The organism is Polaribacter sp. OB-PA-B3 (assembly GCF_054589375.1).
Genome location: NZ_BAAIIX010000002.1, coordinates 341438 through 362917, shown reverse-complemented (window position 1 = coordinate 362917; position 21480 = coordinate 341438). Strand labels below are relative to the sequence as shown.

Sequence of the window (21480 nt, the reverse complement as noted above, 5' to 3'; positions counted from 1 at the left end):
TATTATTTAAAATGCATATTCTTTTTTTGACGAATGAGTATCCTCATAAAAATGATGCACATGGAGGTATTGGTACTTTTGTTAAATTTTTAGCAGAACAATTGACAGAGAATAACATAAAAGTTTCTGTATTAGGAGTTTACGATATCCAGAGAGATGAGACCTATAAAACTAATAAAATAGACGTTTATAGGTTAAGAATTTCTAAATGGAAATTTGCAAGATTTTATGATCATAAAATTAGAATTTTAAAATGCATAAAAAAAATCCATAAAAAAAAACAAATAGATATTATTGAAGGAAGTGAATTGAATTTTGCTTTTTTTCCTTATAAAACTCCTTATAAGAAAGTAATTAGATTACATGGAGGACACCATTTTTTTGCGTCTGAAGAGCAAAGAAAAGTTAATAAATGGAAAGCTTATCAAGAAAAAATATCTTTTAAAAAAGCAGATAATTTTGTAGCAGTAAGTAATTATGTTGGCTACAAAACAAAAAAACTGCTAAAACAAAATATTTATTATACAACTATATATAATAGTGTAAATTTACAACCTTTTTACAAAAGCTCGTTTGATAAAGAAAAATTTTACAAGCTACTATTTGTTGGTACTGTCTGTTACAAAAAGGGAATAGATAGTTTAATAGACGCTATACCTTTAATAAAAGAGAAATTCCCAAATGTGGTCTTAGAAATAATAGGTAGAGATTGGGTAGATAATAATGGTAATTCTTACACAGGATCATTAAAGAAAAGAATAAAAGATATAGATAAACACAATATAAAATTTACAGGAAGTATTCCATACAAGGATTTACCTAGAAGACTAGAAGAAGCTCAATTATGCATTTATCCTTCTATATCAGAATCTTTTGGGTTAACTTTAATTGAGGGAATGGCTATGGGAAAAGCAATTATAGCAAGTAATATAAAACCCTTTAATGAAATTGTAGGAAATTCTAATTCAGTACTCTTTTTTAAACCTAACTCTAAAGAAGAAATTAGTGAAAAAGTAATTGATTTATTATCAGACCATAAAAAGAGATTAGAATTAATAGAAAAGAGTAGGAAACATATCTTAGAATGTTTTGACTCTGATAGTATTTTAGAAGATAATATTTCATTTTATAAATCAATTTTAAGATAATGAAATTTGGAATTATAACGCATGCAATTCATAAAGAGCATTTTGACAAAATTTATGCTTATGAGCCTTACGTAAGAGAGATGAATTTATGGGCTAAATACGTCACTGAAATAAAAATTTTATCACCAATATCAAAAGAAAAACTAACTGCTATAGAAACTGAATATACTGGTGTTAGAGTTAAATTAGAAAAAATACCTAGTCTGCATATTAAAAATATTGCATACGCATTGCATAATATTTTATACATTCCTTTAATTTTTTTTAAAATTATAAAATTTATAAAAAATGTAGATCATATACATCTACGATGCCCTGGTAATATTGGACTTTTAGGTGCTTTAGCTCAAATATTTTACCCTTCTAAACAAAAGACAGTAAAATATGCAGGTAATTGGGATCCAAACAGCAAACAGCCTGTTAGTTATAAGATTCAAAAATGGATTTTATCGAATACTATATTAACAAAAAACTGTAAGGTTTTGGTATACGGAAATTGGGAAAATCAATCAAAAAATATAATTCCTTTTTTTACAGCATCCTATAAAAAAAATGAAATAGAAATAATAAAAACTAAAAACTTATCATCAGTAATTAAATTTATATTTGTTGGTGCTTTTTCAGTTGGAAAACAACCAATGTTAAGTGTAAAAGTTATAGAAAAACTTTCTAAACAAGGTTTTAATGTACAATTAAATATGTTTGGAAATGGGGATAAATATATTGAAATACAAAATTATATTAAAAAAAAATCTCTAGAAAATACAATCTTTTTACATGGTAATAAGCCTAAAATTGAAGTAAAAAAAGCCTTTAAAGAATCACATTTTTTACTGTTTATTTCTAAATCTGAAGGTTGGCCTAAAGTTGTGGCAGAAGCAATGTTTTGGAGTTGTTTACCAATATCATCAAATGTTTCATGTGTAAATTACATGCTTGGTAATGGCTCAAGAGGAAGTGTTTTAAAACCTGATATTAATATCGATGATATTATCTTTGAAATAAAAAGATATTTAAATGATGAAAAAAAATATCAAGAAAAAGTTTTAAATGCAACCAATTGGTCTCAAGAATATACTTTAGATAAATTTGAAGTTGAAATTAAAAAAATTTTAGATAATAATTATGAGTAATTTAGGTATTGTTCAAATTATTGATACATTAGAAACAGGCGGAGCAGAAGTTTTAGCAGTTAATATAAATAACGGTTTAAATGAAGTTGGAATAAACTCACATATTTGTGCTACAAGAAAAGAAGGTAAATTAATAGAAAACATCAATAATAAAGCAAATTATATATTTTTAGATAGAAAAAAAACGGTAGATATTAAAGCTTTGATTAAATTAAAAAGATATGTAAATATGAATAACATCTCAGTGATTCATGCACATGCAACCTCAATATTTGTTGCCTTTTGTCTGAAAGTAATAAATCCTAAATTAAAAATAATATGGCATGATCACTATGGTGATAGTGAAAACTTGAAGTATAGAACAAGCATATTTCTAAAACTATTTTCACTTTTTACTCATTCTATAATATCAGTAAATGTAAAGTTGAAAGATTGGTCTGAAAAAAAATTATACTGTAAAAATGTTTTTTTTGTAAATAATTTTGCGAGCTTTAATTTAGTAAAAGAAAAAACAAAATTGAACGGTGAAAATGGAAAGAGAATAATTCAATTGGCAGCTTTTCGAAATCAAAAAAACCATCAATTTTTAATAGAGGCTTTTGCAAAACTAAATAAAGATAACCCTGATTGGACTTTGCATTTAGTAGGAAGACTTGGGAATGATTTATATACACAAAAAAACTTAGCATTAATTAAAGAATTGAATTTAGAAAAGCATATTTTTGTTTATGATGCTAAAATGGATATCAAAAATATTTTATTCCAATCAGATATTGGGGTTTTATCATCTAGTTCAGAAGGTTTACCTTTAGCTCTTTTAGAATACGGTTTAGCTAAGTTACCTGTAGTTTGTACAAATGTTGGTCAATGTTCAGATGTTGTTATTGATAAAAAAACGGGTTATTTAATTGAAAGCAATAATATAAATCAACTAGTTGATAAATTAGAATTGTTAATAAAATCAGAAACTGATCGAATTAAGTTTGGACAAAATAATGAAATCAATATTAAGAAAAACTATTCTATAGGCCCTTTTTTAAAAAAAATAATTAAAATTTATAATTCTTAATTTTGATAAAATTAATTCTTCAAAATAAACTTGTATTCATATTAATTCATCTAGCTTTTGGATATTTTGGTACATTTAGTTTATTTCCAAAAATTTTTGGTTTGGTAATTATTTTAATTCCTATTTATTTCATTTTTAATTCAAAAAATGAAAACGAAGAAGGGTTACTTTTTGCAGCTTATATTGTTGGTGCAGAGGTTTACATACGTATGACTAGTGGTTTTATATTTTATGAAACAGGAAAGTATATTGTTATATTATATCTTCTATTAGGAATGTTTGTAGGTAAATTTAAGCAAATTTTTTCTGTCCAATATGTCTTTTATATTTTACTTTTATTATTAGGTGTTATTTTTACAAAAGTACCTGAAGGTGAATCAATAAGAAAAAATATTCTTTTTAATTTAAGTGGACCAATTGTATTAGGTATTTCTGCAATATATTGCTATCAGAGAAAGGTTTCTGCTCAAAGATTAATGGATGTTTTATACTTTATACTGTTGCCATTATTTTCTATGATAATTTATCTTTATTTCAGAACACCTGATTTAAGTGAAATAGTATTTGGAGGTGAAGCAAATTTTAAAACCTCTGGAGGATTTGGGCCAAATCAAGTTGCAACTGCAATTGGTCTTGGTATGTTCATTTTAACAGTTTATATATTATCAAATAAACAATTAACTGGCTTTATATATATAGATGCTATTTTTTTAATTTATTTTTCATATCGTGGATTATTAACATTTTCTAGAGGTGGAATTTTAACAGCTATAATTTCTATCGCATTTTTTGTTATATTCTTTTTAATGTATAAGAAAATATCATTTGTAAAGTTTTTTAGATACTTAATGTTAGCATTGGTTTTTATATTGTCTATTTGGATATATACGTTAGATATTACCAACGGAATGTTAAATAATCGATATACAGGAAAAAATGCAATTGGTGTTCAAAAAGATATTACAACAGGTAGGGTAGATATTTTAAAAATTCAAATAGGTAATTTTTTAGAAAATCCTTTAGGTATTGGAGTTGGTAATGGTAAATATGAAAGAATGAAAAAAGGAGAAGGAACTACAGCTGCATCACATAATGAGGTAGGTAGATTGTTAGAAGAACACGGTTATATCGGATTTATATTATTAATAACTTTAATTAGTATTCCATTATTTAATTTTTTAAAAGGGAATTCTTATCAAAAAGCATTTACAATTGCTTTTTACCTTATATGGTTTTTAACTATAAATCATTCTGCTATGAGAATCGCTCTTCCTGGATTTGTTTACGCTTTAAGTTTGTTAAATATCACAAATATTGATGATATTGAAAATACAGAAGATGAGAATTTAATGTTTATCGATAATGAGTAAAAAGGTTCTCTATATTGGTAATAATAATACAAAAAATGAAACTACTTTAAAGATATTAAGTGATTGCCTAAGAATAGAGGGCTTTGATATAATTATCACTTCTAATAAACAAAATAAATTTCTTAGGCTTTTAGATATGTGCCTTAATTTATTAAAATTAGGGTTTAAATTAGATTACGTTATCATTGATACATACAGCACAACTAACTTTTATTATGCTTTAATTTGCTCACAAATATGTAGAATCCTTAAGATTAAATACATCCCTATTTTACATGGTGGAGATTTACCCAATAGGCTTAAAAAAAACGAATTTATATCGAGTTTAATTTTTAATAATTCTCATATAAATGTATCTCCTTCTTTATATTTAAAAAAAGAATTTGAAAGGTGTAATTTTAAAGTTGATGTAATACCAAACATCATTAAAATTGATAAATACCCATTTTTAAAAAGAAATAATATAAAACCTAAACTACTATTTGTTAGAGCTTTTCATGAAATTTACAATCCAGAAATGGCTTTAAATGTATTAAAAGAGGTTTTAAAATCTTTCTCAGAAGCTACATTGTGCATGATTGGTCCAATAAAAGATAATTCACATCAAAATTTTCTAAAACTTGCGAGTCAATATAATTTAATTGACAAAATTGAAATTACAGGTTTCTTGGCTAAGGAAGAATGGCATAAAAAATCTAAAGAGTTTGATATATTTATAAATACTTCTAATTTTGATAATATGCCCGTAAGTATTATCGAAGCTATGGCTTTGGGTTTGCCAATTGTTTCTACCAACGTTGGTGGAATTCCGTATTTAATAGAAGATGATATTGATGGTTTGTTAGTTGATAAAAAAGATGTAAAAGCTATGGCGAAAGCCGTTAATTTAATTGTTGAAGGGAAGCATCAAGATTTAGCTATAAATGCAAGAAAAAAAGTAGAAAGTTTTAGCTGGAACTCAGTGAGAAAAAAGTGGTTAGAAATACTAAAATAAATGATGCACAAGCTTATTTACCATTTGGGACAATATTTTAGGAATCCGACTCTTAAAAAAAGTTATCGATTTTTAAAAACTACCGAGAATTGGTCTTTAGAACAACTAGAAGATTACCAATTTAAAAAATTGAAAGAAATATTAATTTTAGCCAAAGAAAACTCTACTTATTACAAATCAAAATATACAAATATTAATATTCATGATATTAAAACATTAGATGAATTAAGCAAAATTCCAATATTAACGAAAGAGGAATTAATTGAAAACGTTAATGTAATTCATACCAATTTAAAGTTTCACAAACAATTTTTAGCTACAACTTCAGGTACTTCTGGTCAATCATTAAAATTTTACAGAAACGAAGAAGCAGATTCGTTTAATAGAGCAGCAATTCAACGTGGTTATTCTTGGCATGACGTTAATCCGTGGGATAGAAATGGATATTTCTGGGGATTTAGTTTCTCGTTTAGCTCTAAAATTAAAAACAGAATTTTAGATAAACTACAAAATAGATTTAGAATTTTTAGTTTCGAAGAAAAATCACTTAAGAATTTCATCAAGAAAACTAAAAATGCGATTTATGTTCAAGGTTATTCTTCAATGATTTATCAAACTGCTGTATTAATCAATAAACTAAATTTAGAAAAACCGAAAAATATAAAATTAGTTAAAGGTACATCAGAAAAAATTTTTGATTCATATCAAGAAGAAATAAAAAAAGCTTTCGGATTGAAAATGGTAAGTGAATATGGTGCAACAGAAGCAGGAATTATAGGTTTTGAATGTGATAACGGAAATATTCACATAAATATGGAAGGTGTTTATGTGGAAGAAATTAATAACGAAATTTTTGTTACAAATCTGCAATTAAAATCATTTCCTATTATTCGATATAAATTAGGTGATTATATTTCCTTAGCACCAAGAAATGAGGAATGTACTTGTGGAAAGAAACATTTAATTATCAAAGAAATAACAGGTAGAGTAGGAGAAAATATTTACGGGAAACAAAATTTGTATCCTAGTTTATATTTGTATTACATTTTTAAAAATATTTCAAAAAAAGAAAATATAAATTTAAACTATCAAGTTTTACAAGAGGAAAAAGGTAAATTGGTGTTTTTAATTCAGAATCAAATTGAAGAAGACCTTCAAAAAAAGTTGGGTGAAGAAATTAATCAACATTTTAAAGATGACATCGATTTTGTAATTCATACAAAAGCAGAGTTAAAAAAATCTAAGGGTAAATTAAAAAACTTTATTTCTACTATAAATGAATAATTTAGTTTCTATAATAACACCGAGTTATAATTCATCAGCATTTATATCAAAAACCATAAATAGTGTTTTAATCCAAACTTATACAAATTGGGAAATGCTTATTGTTGATGATTGTTCTACGGATGACAGCATTATATTAATTGAAAGTTTTATTGCTAAAGATAGTAGGATTAAGCTTCATAAATTAACTAAAAACTCTGGAACAGCAATTGCAAGAAATACTGCAATAAAGCTAGCACAAGGTAATTTTATAGCTTTTTTAGATAGTGATGATATTTGGTTATCTAATAAATTAGAAGTTCAATTAAAATTTATGATTGAAAATAATTATAATTTAACACACACTTCATACAGCACCATAAATGAAACATCAGAAAAGCCAATTAAAAAATTTGTTTGTAGGCCAATTCTAAGTTATAAAAACATGCTTTATTCGAACAGAATTGGTTGCTTAACAGTAATTTATAATGCTGATAAATTGGGTAAAATTTATATGCCTAATATCAGAAAAAGACAAGATTATGCCTTATGGTTAAAAATTTTAAAAATTGAAAAGCATGCCTACGGAATTCAGGAAATTTTAGCACATTATAGATTAAGAAATCAATCTATTTCTAATAATAAATTTGAAATGCTTAAATGGAATTTTTATCTATTTAAAAATATTGAAAAAATGTCATATGTTAAATCATTTTTTTATCTTTCGTCAAATGTTTTGAATAAATTATTTTAATGAATCAAAAAAAATATTTTAATATTTCTGAGCGTAAAATTTTGCTTAGAGTGATAGATACAATAGTAATTATTACTAGTTTGTATTTTTCTTTTGAAATATTAAATTTTAGCTATTTCAATTTTTATAGTGAAAGCGTTTTAGGTTGGATATTCTTATTAGTTTCTTATTATTTAATTTTTGGAGAAATATTTCAATTATTTAATTTAAACATCTCAAACAATAGGTATTTAGTACTTAGAAGTATTGTTGTTACTGCTTTTGCTACAACAATATTTTACGTTTTCACACCATTTTTATCACCTATTTTGCCTAATAATAGACTTCAAATTGTCTATCTTTTTTTAATTCTTGCAATACCAATCGTTGTATGGAGGTTTTTATATATTCAGTTAATATTTTCTCCGAAGTATTTTAAAACTGTCATTTTTATTGGAAAATCTGATAAGATAAAAGGGATGTTAGAAAAAATTCAAAAAGATAATTTTCATAACCTTAGAGCTTATTTTTCTGACAAAGAAATAGAAAATGTAAAAGGTTTTAGAAATGTCGAAAATGAGAAGCTTTCAGAATTTTTTACGGATAATAGTATAAATGAAATTATTGTTTCTAAAGATGGATTATCTGATGAAGTTTTGGAATCTTTGAATAAAGAATTAATTTTTCTTTTTCAAAAAGGATATAATATTGCAAGTTACGAGTCGTTTTATGAGGAAATAAACTTAAGAGTACCTAAAGAATATTTAGAACTTAATTTTTACAAGCATATTAATTTTAGTAAAAATAATACTAATAGGTTTTATTTGTTTGGATTAAGAGTAACAGATATTATTATTGCATTAATTGGTTTGATTGCTTTTTTAATTGTTTTTCCTATAATTTTGATAGGAAATATTTTGGCCAATCGTGGTCCTCTCTTTTATTCACAGGATAGAGTAGGACAAAATGGCCAAATTTTTAAGATTTATAAACTTAGATCTATGGTTACAAACGCAGAGAATAATGGTGCTGTTTGGGCTCAAAAAAATGATGTAAGAATTACAACATTTGGTAAGTTTTTAAGGCATACAAGGCTAGATGAAGTTCCGCAATTTTACAATATATTAAAAGGTGATATGGGAATTATAGGACCAAGACCAGAAAGACCAGAATTTGTAAAAGATTTAGAAAATAAAATTCCGTTTTATTCTATAAGAAACATTGTTAGACCTGGCTTGACAGGTTGGGCACAAGTAAACTATCCGTATGCAAATACAATAAAAGAGCAAGAAATAAAGCTTAGATACGACTTGTATTACATTAAAGAAAGAAGTGCTTTTCTTGATTTTAAAATCTTAATTAAAACAATTACAACAATCTTATTTTATAGAGGGCAATAAGTTTTTTAGCAAATAGAAATATCTAATATTTAATAATATTAAAATAGGAATTAAAGTTATAGGAAAACTCTGTATATCAAATATCCATAATAACAGAACTATATTTAATAAAACTATTATAACTTTTAAATAATTTCTCACCCAATGTTTTACCGATTTTCTTAAAAGTAAAAATGCAATAATAATATTAGGTAAAAAGGCCCATAATATATTAAAATTATTTGGAGCAGTTGTGTGTGAAGAAAATAGCCATAAATAACTTAAAGCTAAACCAATTAAACCGGTTATAAAAAAGATTAAAAAATCTAAAAATTTTGATCTTTTGTTATTTTTTATATTTCTAAATGTTATTAGTAATACAATAATTAATAAAATTGAAAAAATAAAAATAGGACTTACAATAAAATTATTATTATGAACTTCTTCATAATTTAATAAAATATCTTCGCGTTTAACAAAATTTACAGTTTTTCCGTTTCTTTTAATTTTTGCACTCTTAGAAGTTTTGTATAAATAATCAGGTAAATAGGTGTAAGCTACTTGATTTCTTTCTTTATCTAAAATAGTACCAGCAATTAAATTAATTCCAAAATTACCCCAAGTGTTCCAAGTAATTTCGTTGTTCATTAAATGTCTTAAGGTTTTATTATTTTCTATTGTATTACTTTCTAAAATTAAATTTTCCTTCAAAACTTCAAGGGAAATATCTTTCAGTTTAGAAGCGCAATTATTAAAAAAGGGATCATATAAATACGTTGCATTTTGCTTTAATGCATTGTTTTCTAAATATGAGTAATAGTCTTGTTTTTCTTGCAGCGTTAAGTTAAGAACCTGTTGTTTTAACCAACGCTTATCTTTCATGTAACTATTAAAAAAATAGACAAAATCATATTTAGCTAACAAGTAATACATCTTACCTTGTGCAAAGTTTAATAGAAAATTAGGTTTATCAAAATCAAATATTCCGTAGTTATAGATAACATCTAAATTTAAAGAAGGGTCTTTAATTCTAATTGCAGAATGACCAAATTTCTCATATAATTCTTTACCAGGACCTGCAGTAACAATAGATATCTCTGAGAAAGTAGATAATTTCTGAGCATGATTAATTTTAAATAATAATAAAAAGATAGGAAGAACTATAAGTAGTTTTTTTATCATAATAAATTAAGGTCTAAGTAAATTATAATCTATAGTAACAGAAAAAATATTAGAATATAAAGCATTCCCAACGCTACCAATATTGGTTAAAGCATAATCAATTTGAATTCCTTTATAATTAAATCCTACACCAAAATTGGGTTGTGTATTTAAAGATTTTGAATTGTCAAATTCTGTTTGATATTGAAAATTACCAACACCAGCTCTTAAATACACCATGTTTTCATAGTCTAATTGTAAGCCAATTGCCGGGTCAATACTACCAGCATCCGAAGAGAAGATATCATTGGTCCTTGCAAATCTTATATTTAAATCTACTTCTGTTTGTAAGTTAAAAAATCGGCCAATTTTAAAATCTCTTGCAACTCCTAATTGTAATTTAGGCTTTGTAATTTCTGTACTTTGAGGTAATTCTTGATTTTGACCAGGAATTGCGTCTCTAATTTTTTCAAATTCTTGTTCATTTATAGCCCAACTGTTAAATGTTGTAGTTATATCTCTAGCCATTAAACCAAATTTCCAATTATTTCTCTCAAATTGAAGGCCAACGTCAAAACCAAATCCCCAAGAAGAAGCAAAATCTCCAATTGTTCTTCTTACAATTTTTGCATTTACGCCTAATTTAACATCTTTAAAGATTAAATTTCTTGCATAAGCAAAATTAAACGCATAATCTGCGGCCGAAAATAAACTAATCCTATTAAAATCTATGTTTCCTTCACTATCAATTAGTTGTGTTGTATTTAAAATGTCATCAACACCAAATCTAATAATAGATATTCCTAAGGCACTTTCTTTGTCTATTGGCATCGCAAAGGCTGCGTGGTTGTAATTTGCTATACCTGCAAAATAAGAAGCATACATTAATGAGCCTTGATAGTCTTCTATACCAACTAAACCTGCAGGATTCCAATAAGTTGCATTTACATTATTTGTAGTTGCAACAACAGCTTTACTTTTACCAAGTGCGGCAGCATCTACACCAATGTTTAAAAATTCATTAGAATAATTTCTAAACGCTTGTGCATTTATTAAAACTGAAAATAATAAGAATAAAAGTAAAACTTTAAATTTCAAATGGCTTAATTTTTATAAAACAAATATCTTAAATCCTACTAAAATAACATTAGTTTTACTAAGATATTGTTTCGCAAAGTTATAATCGGATTTTTTCTTCTATAAAAGAAAATATTTTAGACTCTAACCAATTGTTTTCTTCGGTTTTAAATGAGCTTATAAAACCACAGTGACCACCAAAATCTGGAATTTCTAAATAAAAATTACGAGAATTTATTGCTTCTTTTCTAGGATAACATTCTGCAGATAAAAACGTATCATCTTTTGCATTTACTAATAAAGTTGGTCTGTCTATTTTAGATAAAAAAGGTTTAGAACTTGCTTTTTCCCAATAATCTTCTGGATTTTTAAAACCAAAAACAGGTACAGTATATAAATGTTCTAAATGTTTAAATTTTGTTGCTTTTTTTAATCGTTCTTTATCTAAATTAAATTCTGGAAATTTATTCGCCTTTTCTAAAATTTTACTTTTAAGAGTTTTAAAAAAAACTTCTACATACAATTTGTTTTTAAATTTATCTAGCTCTTTTTCTGCAGTTGTAATATCTATTGGTACAGAAACAGCAATACCTCCTTTAATTTTGTCTGATAGTTTTTCTTGGTATTCTCCTAAATATTTTAGGGTTAAATTACCACCCAAACTAAAACCTATAATTACAACAGAATCGTAATTATAATTGTTAACTATATATTTAATTACAAAATCTACATCTTCGGTTTTACCACTGTGATATGTGTCTAACAACAAATTATCTTCGCCACTACAGCTTCTTAAATTTAAAGAAACTGAATCTAAACCTTTACTATTTAAATGGTTTACAGAAGAAATAATATATTTTGATTGAGAACTACCTTCCAAACCATGAATTAAAATCACCAAATTTTTAGAACCAACTTTAGAAAAATCTAAATCTATAAAATCTTCATCCCAAGTAGATATTCTTTCACGGCTGTAAGTACATGTTTCCTTAGAAAATAACGGACGATATATTGTGTTAAAATGAGCGTTTTTAAATGGTAAAGTAGGAGAGAAGTCCGATTTTAATATTGGCATTCTTAGTGTTATTGGATGATAATTTTTAAAAATACACAAAATATTAATAATTTTAGAAAATTACCAAATTAGGATTTATTATTTTAGCCCTCAAATCAAATTTTATAATGAAAAAACACATTCCTAACTTACTTACATTAGGTAATTTATTTTGCGGAACAATTGCAACCATTTTAGCTGTTAATAACAACTTTGTATACGCAGGTTTATTTGTGGTTTTGGGTATATTTTTTGATTTTTTTGATGGATTTGCCGCACGTTTATTAAACGTTTCTGGGGAGTTAGGAAAACAATTAGATTCTTTAGCAGATATGGTTACAAGTGGGGTTGTACCGGGAATTATAATGTTTAAGCTAATAGGAGACAAGCAAATTGGATCAGTTATTTTTATTGATGAATTTAATTTACCTACAATTCTTCCATTTATAGGATTGATACTAACCTTAGGCGCATGTTACAGATTAGCAAAATTTAATATTGATACAAGACAATCTGAATCTTTTATTGGTCTACCAACACCTGCAATGAGTTTGTTTGTAATTTCTTTACCCTTAATTTTAGAATATTCTAACATAGAGTTAGTTAACAATCTTATTAGAAACAATTACTTTTTAATTACAATTACATTAATATTAACATATTTAATGAATGCTGAATTACCATTGTTTTCTTTAAAGTTTAAAAATTATGCAGTAAAAAATAATATCATTAAATATTTATTTCTAATGATATCATTGTTTATGATTATAAGTTTACAATATTTATCAATTCCTTTAATAATAACAATCTACGTAATATTATCGCTGATATCAAATTCTAAAAAAGTGTAAATAAAAAAGCATCAATTTTAAATTGATGCTTTTTTTATAAAGTTAAGTTTGACTTAAAATACTTTACGTTTTTTAAGCTCGAAATCTTTACCTAAGTATACTTTTCTTACCATTTCATCAGCGGCAAGCTCCTCTGGTGTTCCTTCTTTTAGGATACTTCCATTATACATTAAATATGTCTTGTCTGTAATTGCTAAGGTGGCTTGCACATCATGATCTGTAATTAAAATACCAATATTTCTATCTTTTAAATGCGCCACAATACTCTGAATATCTTCAACAGCAATAGGATCTACACCAGCAAAGGGTTCGTCTAAAAGAATAAAGTTGGGGTCTGAAGCTAAACATCGTGCAATCTCTGTTCTTCTTCTTTCTCCTCCGGATAATAAATCTCCTCTGTTTTTTCGAACATGGCCAATATTAAATTCTTCAATTAAAGATTCTAACTTCAATTTTTGTTCTTTTTTAGAACGACCAGTAAATTGTAAAACAGACATAATATTATCTTCTACCGAAAGTTTTCTAAAAACAGAAGCTTCTTGTGCCAAATACCCAATCCCTTTTTGCGCTCGCTTATACATAGCGTCTTGGGTTATTTCTTCATCATTTAAAAAAATTTTACCAGCATTTGGTTTAATCATACCAACAATCATGTAAAAAGAAGTAGTTTTACCAGCACCGTTTGGCCCTAATAAACCAATAATTTCTCCTTGTTGTACTTCTAAAGAAATACCTTTTACAACTTTTCTACTTCCGTAGATTTTCTGGATGTTATCTGCTTTTAAAATCATATTTTAAATATGTAGTTTTTTTGGGTTTGTTAAAAGTAGTAAAAAACTACTTTTTTATTCTTAAAGGTATCTTAAACAGTTACTCTTTTTCATCTAACATTTCCCAATATTCTACAGCTTTTCTTAAATGAGGTATTACAATTGTGCCCCCAACCAAATTGGCTATAGACATTGTTTCCATCATCTCTTCTGTAGTTACTCCGTTTTGTTTAGCAGATTCTAAGTGGTATTGAATACAATCATCACATCTTAAAACTGCAGAAGCCACTAAGCCTAACAATTCTTTTGTTTTTACGGGTAAATGCCCTTCTTTAAAAGCATTTGTGTCTAGATTAAAAATTCTTTTAATAACCTTGTTATCAGAGTCTAATATTTTTTTGTTCATTTTAGAACGATAGTCATTAAACTCTTGTACTTTTTTGTGCATCTTTTAATTGTTTTTTGATCACCATTTTTGAAACTTTGATACTTATTTCATATAAAAAAAGTATCGGAATTGCTACAATAATTTGACTAGCAATATCTGGAGGCGTAATTATAGCTGCTAAGATTAAAACAACTACTAACGCGTGTTTTCTGTATTTTTTTAAGAATTCTGGTGTTACCAACCCTATTTTAGTTAAAAAATAAATTAAAACTGGCAATTCGAATAAAATTGAAATTCCTAATAACATATTAGTTACCAAACCAATATGAGAATCCATTGTAAAATTATTCTGTATTAAATCTGTAATTTGATAATTATACAAGAAATGAATAGAAATTGGTGCAATCACATAAAAGCTAAATGCGATTCCGCAGAAAAATAAAAAAGAAGCAATAAAAATAAAACCTCTCGAATTTTTAATTTCTCTTTCTGTTAAACCTGGTGCAATAAAACGCCATAATTCCCATAATAAATAAGGAAATGCAAGTATTATTCCTAAAATTAATGAAGACCAAATAGCATTCATTAATTGCTGTGTAGGTTTTAAACTGATTAAATTATCATTAAATTTTACGTTACAGAAGGTACTATCTAATCCTAAAAAATTAAAAAAATCACAAAAAACCTGATATGTTATAAAATCGGGTTTTCTATGTGCTAATAAAAAGTATTCATAAACTTCTTTCTGAAAAATGAATAATAAAATTCCGATAATAAATATTGCTGATGCACTTCTTACCAAATGCCATCTTAATTCTTCTAAATGTCCTAGAAAAGACATTTCTTTTTGTTCTTCCGCCATTAGAAAATTCCTTCTTTAATTAAATCATGCAAATGTACAACACCAACATATTTATTTTTATCGTTTATTACTAAAATTTGAGTAATACTATTGTTTTCTAACTTATCTAAAGCCTCTACAGCCATTGCATTTTCTGAAATAGTTTTTGGGTTTTGCCCCATAATATCTTTTGCAGTAAAATGGTTTATGTCTGTTGTTTTGCTAAGCATTCTTCTAATATCTCCATCAGTAATTATACCTACTAAGATATCGTTTTCTAAAACAGCGGTTACACCTAATCTTTTTTCTGATATTTCTACAATAACATTTGCAATAGTATCAGAACTATTTACTTTAGGTACCTGATTATTTGCAATTAAGTCAGAAACTCTTAGATATAGACGTTTTCCCAAAGCACCTCCAGGATGATATTTAGCAAAATCTTTGCTAGAAAAACCTCTTAAATCTTGTAAGCACATTGCTAAAGCATCACCCATAACTAATTGTGCAGTTGTACTAGTAGTTGGCGCAAGATTATTGGTGCAAGCTTCTTTTTCTACAAAAGTATTTAAAGGATAATCAGCATTTTTTCCTAAATAAGAATCAACATTTCCTGTTATAGCAATAATTTTATTACCGTAATTTTTAATTAAAGGAACCAACACTTTTATTTCTGGAGTATTACCGCTTTTAGATAAACAAATAACTACATCATTTTCTTGAACGTTTCCTAAATCTCCGTGTATCGCGTCTGCAGCATGCATAAAAATAGCGGGTGTCCCAGTAGAGTTAAAAGTTGCCACAATTTTAGTTGCAATATTTGCACTTTTACCAATTCCTGTAATTATAACCCTTCCGTTTGCATTTAATATAAAATTTACAGCGTTTTCGAAGTTATCATCTAATAAATTTGCTAAATTCGCAATAGCAGTACTTTCCAATAATATGGTTTCTTTTGCTATTTGTAATATCGGATTAATTTTTTTCAATAGTTTTGTATTTTATTAGAACAAAAAAAAGTTATATCTTTAGATTGATAAACAAGCAAATTTACTACAAAAAATAGTTTCATCAAACTATATGAAGGTTTGTATTTTGTTTTTAACGTTAAACGAATATTTTATAAATGGATTTACATAGCCCTCTAAAAAAGTTCTTTGGATTTAATAAATTTAAAGGCTTACAAGAGCAAGTTGTTAATAGTATTGTAAATGGTAATAATACTTTTGTTATTATGCCTACCGGAGGCGGAAAGTCTCTTTGTTATCAATTACCTGCACTTATGCAAGAGGGTACAGCAATTGTTGTCTCTCCGTTAATTGCATTAATGAAAAACCAAGTAGATGCCATTAGAGGTATTTCTGAAAATAATGGTGTTGCCCACGTATTAAATTCTTCTCTTAACAAAACAGAAATAGCAAAAGTTAAAGAAGATATTTCTAACGGAGTTACAAAACTTTTATATGTAGCACCAGAATCTTTAATAAAAGAAGAGTATGTTTTATTCTTAAGAACTCAAAAAATTTCTTTTGTAGCAATAGATGAGGCACATTGTATTTCTGAATGGGGTCATGATTTTAGACCAGAATATAGAAATTTAAAACACATAATTAAAGCCATAGACAATGTACCAGTTATTTGTTTAACAGCAACTGCTACAGAAAAAGTACAAGAAGACATTTTAAAAACATTAGGTATAACAGATGCTAATAGATTTAAAGCATCTTTTAATAGACCTAATTTATTTTACGAGGTTAGACCTAAAACTAAAGAAGTAGAAAAAGATATTATCCGTTTTGTAAAACAAAGAATTGGTAAATCTGGTATTATATATTGTTTAAGTAGAAAAAAGGTTGAAGAAGTTGCCCAAATACTGCAAGTTAATGGTTTAAATGCTGTTCCTTACCATGCCGGCTTAGATGCAAAAACAAGAGCAAAACATCAAGATATGTTTTTGATGGAAGATTGTGATATTGTAGTTGCTACCATAGCTTTTGGTATGGGAATTGACAAACCAGATGTTAGATTTGTAATACATCACGACATTCCTAAAAGTTTAGAAAGTTATTATCAAGAAACTGGTAGAGCAGGTAGAGATGATGGCGAAGGTTATTGTTTGGCTTTTTACTCTTACAAAGACATAGAAAAGTTAGAAAAATTTATGTCTAGTAAACCAGTAGCAGAACAAGAAATTGGTCATGCTTTATTACAAGAGGTTGTAGGTTATGCAGAAACTTCTATGAATAGGCGTAAATATTTATTACATTATTTTGGTGAAGATTTTGATGAAATAAACGGCGAAGGAGCCGACATGGATGATAATTCTCGAAATCCGAAGAAAAAACACGAAGCAAAAGAAGATGTAATTAAACTGTTATCTGTTGTTAAAAATACAATGCAAAAATATAAATCTAAAGAAGTTGTAAATACTTTAATAGGTAAAGAAAATGCATTATTAACTTCTCATAAAACACATTTACAACCATTTTTCGGAATAGGAAAAGAGAAAAATGCGGCTTATTGGATGGCTTTGGTTAGACAAGTTTTAGTTGTAAATTTTATAAAAAAAGAAATAGAACAGTACGGAGTCGTAAAATTAACTAAAGAAGGAGAAAGATTTTTAAAGAAACCTGTTTCTTTTATGATGACAGAAGATCATTCTTATTCTGAAGAAAATGACAATACTATAATTACCAATGCTAAATCTGCAGGAGCTGCAACAGATGCTACTTTGGTTAAACTCTTAAAAGATTTACGTAAAAAGGTAGCAAACAAACAAGGTGTTCCTCCATTTGCTGTTTTTCAAGACCCATCTTTAGATGATATGGCTCTAAAATATCCTATTAATTTAGAAGAACTTTCTACGGTTCATGGTGTAGGAGAAGGTAAGGCTAGGAAATTTGGTAAAGAATTTGTTGCATTAATTTCTAATTATGTTACCGAAAACGAAATTTTAAGACCAGACGATTTAATTGTAAAAAGTACAGGTACAAATTCTGGAATAAAATTATATATTATTCAGAATACAGACAGAAAACTGCCTTTAGAAGACATTTCGAAATCAAAAGGTTTAGAAATGACAGAACTAATCAAAGAAATGGAAGCTATTATTTTTTCTGGGACAAAACTAGATATTAATTATGCTTTAGATGATGTTTTAGATGAAGATCAACAAGAAGAAATTTATGATTACTTCATGGAAGCAGAAACTGATAAAATTCAAGAAGCTTTAGATGAGTTTGATGGTGATTATGATGAAGATGAATTACGTTTAATGCGCATCAAATTTATAAATGAAGTAGGAAATTAATCAATTTTAAGATTATATACTTAAAGTCTATTTTAAAGAATTATTTTTTTAAAATAGACTTTTTTTATAAAGTAAAAATAGTGAGTAAAATACCTAAAAGTATAGCTGTAAACTTTTGGATGTTAAACTTATGATTTTCTGAACTTTCAAATAAAATTATAGTTGAAATATGTAAAAATATTCCGATTATTAAAGCGATAATTTCCGCATAATAGTCTGTAAAAAAATCTATTTTATTTCCTATTAAAACTCCTAACGGACTCATCAATCCAAAGAAAAACAGAAAACCGAAAATTGTTTTTTTATTGTATTTTGTATTTACTAAAAAAGTGGTAAGTACAATAGCAATTGGTATTTTGTGCACTACAATAGCCCATAACAAATTATCATCTGAATGATTTATTGGTAAACCTTCAGAAAATGCATGCAAACATAAACTTAGAAATAATAAGGTTGGAAACTTTTTTCCGTCTGTATGAATGTGAATATGACCATGTTCTGCACCTTTAGAAAAAGATTCTAAAATCGATTGTAAAATGATTCCGAAAAGGATGATAATTCCTATTTTTTTAGGATTTGTAGTGGTTTCGTAAACCTCTGGTAATAAATGTAATATTGTGACAGACAATAAATAAGAACCGCTAAAAGCTAGTAGTAAACGAACTAGTTTATTACTTGGTTTTATTACAAAAACTAATAAAGAGCCAATTAATACAGAAGATATTAATAAGATATTAATCATTTTGCAACAATAATTAATCTATTAGAATTGTTTTCATTAAAACTATTTAAGTTATAATCTCCAAAGGTTTCTGCAATTTTAAAACCAACGGCATCAAGATAAGAAGTCATTTTTTCTAAATCTAAAAATTTTACTCTTTCTGTATAAGCGTGATTTTTACCATCAGCAACAAAAGAAATATGCTTTAAAATAAATCCATCTACAATTTCTCTTTTAATATCAAAAGTAATGCCTTCTATGGTTTTAGTTTCTTGTGTAACTAAATTGGCTTTCACTTTATTTGCATTTAAAAAATCAAAGACAAAAAGTCCGTTTTTAGTTAGTGCATTTTTAATGTTTTTAAGAATTAAAATATCTTGTTTATCGTCATCAAAATAACCAAAACTTGTAAAAAGATTAAAAATGGCATTGTACTTATTTTCTAAAGCAATACGCATATCATGAACTTTAAAGTTTAAAGTGTCGTTTTCAAACTTTTTAGCGTAATTAATACTGTTTTTAGATAAATCTGCTCCGGTTACATTGTAACCTAAAGAATTTAAATACACAGCATGTCTACCTTTACCGCACGGCATATCTAAAACATTACTTTTTTTATCTATGTTTAAATAAGTAGTAATATTTTTAATAAATAGTTGTGCTTCAGAATTATTTCTATCCTTGTAAAGAATGTGGTAATACTTTGTATTAAACCAATCTGTAAACCAGTCTTTTGTTTTCATAAGTGCTTTGAGTCTGTAAAAGTAACTAAAACTTACATTCTGTAAAATGAAATTTTAACAAACTATTTTAATTCACTAATAAAAGCCTGTTAGTCGATTCTGTAATTTAATTATAATTTAAAACTTCCGTAATCTAATAACATCATTCTAACAATTAAATGTATTTTTGCATACAATTTTACAAGTATGAATAAAGATTTTAAAATGACAGCAACAACACTTTTTGGTTTAGAAGGTGTGTTGGCAGACGAACTTAAAAAATTAGGAGCGCAAGATGTTAAAGAAGCAGTAAGAAGTGTTTCTTTTAGAGGAGATAAAGGTTTTATGTACAAAGCAAATATTGCTTTAAGAACAGCTGTTAGAATTTTAAAGCCTATAAAAACTTGTAAAATCTATGATGAAGAAGATTTATATGAAGCAATTCAGAAAATAAAATGGGAAAACTATTTAGACGCCGATGGTACGTTTGCTATTGGTGCAGTTGTAAATTCTAAAAATTTTACATCGAACTCTCATTATATATCTTTAAAATCTAAAGATGCAATTGCAGATTATTTTCGTCATAAATATCATAAAAGACCAAATGTAGATTTAAAATATCCAGATGTTAAAGTTCACGTTCACATTCAGAAAGATTGGTTAACAGTTTCTTTAGATTCTTCTGGAGATTCTTTACATAAAAGAGGATACAGAACAGCTACAAATATTGCACCAATTAATGAAGTTTTAGCTGCCGGAATGGTATTGTTATCTGGTTATACAGGCGATGAAAACTTTATAGACCCAATGTGTGGTTCTGGTACAATTTTAATAGAAGCAGCCATGATTGCCAATAACATTCCTGCAAATATTAATAGAAAGTTATTTGCTTTTGAACATTGGAAAGATTACGATGAAGATTTGTATTTTACCATTCAAGATTCTTTATTAAAGAAAATTAGATCTTCTCACTTTAAAATAATGGGGTTTGATAAAGCGCCATCTGCAGTGCAAAAAGCAAAAGCAAATATAGAAAGTGCTAATTTAGATGAGTTTATTGGTGTACACCACGTAAACTTTTTTAACTCAACAAAAGAAGTTTTTGGTAACACAACAATTCTATTCAATCCGCCATATGGCGAAAGATTAAACATCGATACAGAAGAGTTTTATAAAAAAATTGGCGATACTTTAAAACACAATTATCCTGGTTCTACGGCTTGGTTAATTACTTCTGATACAGATGCTTTAAAATGTGTAGGATTAAGAACTTCTAAAAGAATCGCGCTTAAAAACGGAGATTTAGATTGTAAATTTGTGAAATACGAATTGTATGAAGGAACGCGTAAATTTAAAGAACGCAAACAAGAAGACACTTCTGAAGATTAATTTTTAGAAGCTATTTCCTGCTTTTCGCACTCGCTTTTTTTTCGTTTCTCAAAAAAGAGCTCAAACAAATGCTACAATCAGGGCTAAACATATTAAACAGTAAAATT

Annotated in this window: 20 protein-coding genes; 11 read left to right on the top strand and 9 right to left on the bottom strand. The window is 26.8% G+C overall.

Annotated features, from left to right (window positions below):
- The first annotated feature begins 11 nt into the window (after positions 1-11).
- The 8 genes from ACYPV9_RS05370 to ACYPV9_RS05335 are packed head-to-tail and all read left to right on the top strand — an operon-like array spanning position 12 to position 9110.
- Entirely contained in the window at positions 12-1148 is a 1137-nt protein-coding gene (locus tag ACYPV9_RS05370; protein WP_459742149.1) for a glycosyltransferase family 4 protein, read from the top strand.
- Positions 1148-2281 (top strand): glycosyltransferase, encoded by a 1134-nt coding sequence (locus tag ACYPV9_RS05365; protein WP_459742147.1) that lies wholly within the window; start codon positions 1148-1150, stop codon positions 2279-2281. The genes ACYPV9_RS05370 and ACYPV9_RS05365 overlap by 1 nt, the downstream gene beginning before the upstream one ends.
- Complete coding sequence (locus ACYPV9_RS05360) at positions 2274-3350, top strand: glycosyltransferase (RefSeq protein WP_459742145.1); 1077 nt, start codon at positions 2274-2276, stop codon at positions 3348-3350. Before ACYPV9_RS05365 ends, ACYPV9_RS05360 begins: the two co-directional genes overlap by 8 nt.
- Before the next feature lie 2 nt (positions 3351-3352).
- Positions 3353-4720: an O-antigen ligase family protein gene (locus ACYPV9_RS05355; RefSeq protein ID WP_459742143.1), complete on the top strand. Its 1368-nt coding sequence runs from the start codon at positions 3353-3355 to the stop codon at positions 4718-4720.
- Positions 4713-5714 (top strand): glycosyltransferase family 4 protein, encoded by a 1002-nt coding sequence (locus tag ACYPV9_RS05350; protein WP_459742141.1) that lies wholly within the window; start codon positions 4713-4715, stop codon positions 5712-5714. Before ACYPV9_RS05355 ends, ACYPV9_RS05350 begins: the two co-directional genes overlap by 8 nt.
- Positions 5715-6998 carry a phenylacetate--CoA ligase family protein gene (locus ACYPV9_RS05345; protein ID WP_459742139.1) on the top strand — a complete coding sequence of 428 codons (1284 nt, stop codon included), beginning with the start codon at positions 5715-5717 and terminating at the stop codon, positions 6996-6998. It begins immediately after the preceding gene.
- On the top strand, positions 6991-7731 hold the full coding sequence (locus tag ACYPV9_RS05340) for a glycosyltransferase family 2 protein (protein WP_459742138.1): 741 nt from the start codon (positions 6991-6993) through the stop codon (positions 7729-7731). Before ACYPV9_RS05345 ends, ACYPV9_RS05340 begins: the two co-directional genes overlap by 8 nt.
- Positions 7731-9110 (top strand): exopolysaccharide biosynthesis polyprenyl glycosylphosphotransferase, encoded by a 1380-nt coding sequence (locus tag ACYPV9_RS05335; protein WP_459742136.1) that lies wholly within the window; start codon positions 7731-7733, stop codon positions 9108-9110. The genes ACYPV9_RS05340 and ACYPV9_RS05335 overlap by 1 nt, the downstream gene beginning before the upstream one ends.
- On the opposite strand, the gene ACYPV9_RS05330 is transcribed toward ACYPV9_RS05335, so the two are convergent.
- From ACYPV9_RS05330 to ACYPV9_RS05320, 3 genes are all read right to left on the bottom strand, one after another.
- Positions 9090-10271 (bottom strand): lipoprotein N-acyltransferase Lnb domain-containing protein, encoded by a 1182-nt coding sequence (locus tag ACYPV9_RS05330; RefSeq protein ID WP_459742134.1) that lies wholly within the window; start codon positions 10269-10271, stop codon positions 9090-9092. The genes ACYPV9_RS05335 and ACYPV9_RS05330 overlap by 21 nt on opposite strands.
- Before the next feature lie 6 nt (positions 10272-10277).
- Positions 10278-11348, bottom strand: a complete 1071-nt coding sequence (locus ACYPV9_RS05325; protein ID WP_459742132.1) for a putative type IX sorting system protein PorV2 — start codon at positions 11346-11348, stop codon at positions 10278-10280.
- 79 nt (positions 11349-11427) lie between these two features.
- Positions 11428-12402, bottom strand: a complete 975-nt coding sequence (locus ACYPV9_RS05320) for a YheT family hydrolase (protein ID WP_459742130.1) — start codon at positions 12400-12402, stop codon at positions 11428-11430.
- Between the two features lie 107 nt (positions 12403-12509).
- Between ACYPV9_RS05320 and ACYPV9_RS05315 the strand changes: the two genes are divergently transcribed.
- Entirely contained in the window at positions 12510-13232 is a 723-nt protein-coding gene (locus ACYPV9_RS05315; RefSeq protein ID WP_459742128.1) for a CDP-alcohol phosphatidyltransferase family protein, read from the top strand.
- A 53-nt stretch (positions 13233-13285) separates the two neighbouring features.
- Here ACYPV9_RS05315 and lptB read toward each other — a convergent pair whose 3' ends face one another.
- From lptB to ACYPV9_RS05295, 4 genes are all read right to left on the bottom strand, one after another.
- Complete coding sequence (gene lptB, locus ACYPV9_RS05310) at positions 13286-14023, bottom strand: LPS export ABC transporter ATP-binding protein (protein WP_299060220.1); 738 nt, start codon at positions 14021-14023, stop codon at positions 13286-13288.
- Between the two features lie 79 nt (positions 14024-14102).
- A complete protein-coding gene (locus tag ACYPV9_RS05305) occupies positions 14103-14450 on the bottom strand; it encodes a carboxymuconolactone decarboxylase family protein (RefSeq protein ID WP_459742126.1) in 348 nt (115 codons plus the stop codon).
- Complete coding sequence (gene tatC / locus ACYPV9_RS05300) at positions 14425-15252, bottom strand: twin-arginine translocase subunit TatC (protein ID WP_459742124.1); 828 nt, start codon at positions 15250-15252, stop codon at positions 14425-14427. The genes ACYPV9_RS05305 and tatC overlap by 26 nt, the downstream gene beginning before the upstream one ends.
- Entirely contained in the window at positions 15252-16220 is a 969-nt protein-coding gene (locus ACYPV9_RS05295) for a KpsF/GutQ family sugar-phosphate isomerase (RefSeq protein WP_459742122.1), read from the bottom strand. The genes tatC and ACYPV9_RS05295 overlap by 1 nt, the downstream gene beginning before the upstream one ends.
- Before the next feature lie 137 nt (positions 16221-16357).
- On the opposite strand from ACYPV9_RS05295, the gene ACYPV9_RS05290 reads away from it, so the two are divergent.
- Positions 16358-18541 (top strand): RecQ family ATP-dependent DNA helicase, encoded by a 2184-nt coding sequence (locus ACYPV9_RS05290; protein ID WP_459742120.1) that lies wholly within the window; start codon positions 16358-16360, stop codon positions 18539-18541.
- Between the two features lie 64 nt (positions 18542-18605).
- On the opposite strand, the gene ACYPV9_RS05285 is transcribed toward ACYPV9_RS05290, so the two are convergent.
- Positions 18606-19283, bottom strand: a complete 678-nt coding sequence (locus tag ACYPV9_RS05285) for a ZIP family metal transporter (RefSeq protein ID WP_459742118.1) — start codon at positions 19281-19283, stop codon at positions 18606-18608.
- Positions 19280-20005 (bottom strand): class I SAM-dependent DNA methyltransferase, encoded by a 726-nt coding sequence (locus ACYPV9_RS05280; RefSeq protein WP_299060236.1) that lies wholly within the window; start codon positions 20003-20005, stop codon positions 19280-19282. The genes ACYPV9_RS05285 and ACYPV9_RS05280 overlap by 4 nt, the downstream gene beginning before the upstream one ends.
- A 186-nt stretch (positions 20006-20191) precedes the next feature.
- Between ACYPV9_RS05280 and ACYPV9_RS05275 the strand changes: the two genes are divergently transcribed.
- A complete protein-coding gene (locus ACYPV9_RS05275) occupies positions 20192-21373 on the top strand; it encodes a THUMP domain-containing class I SAM-dependent RNA methyltransferase (protein ID WP_459742115.1) in 1182 nt (393 codons plus the stop codon).
- Positions 21374-21480: the final 107 nt, after the last annotated feature.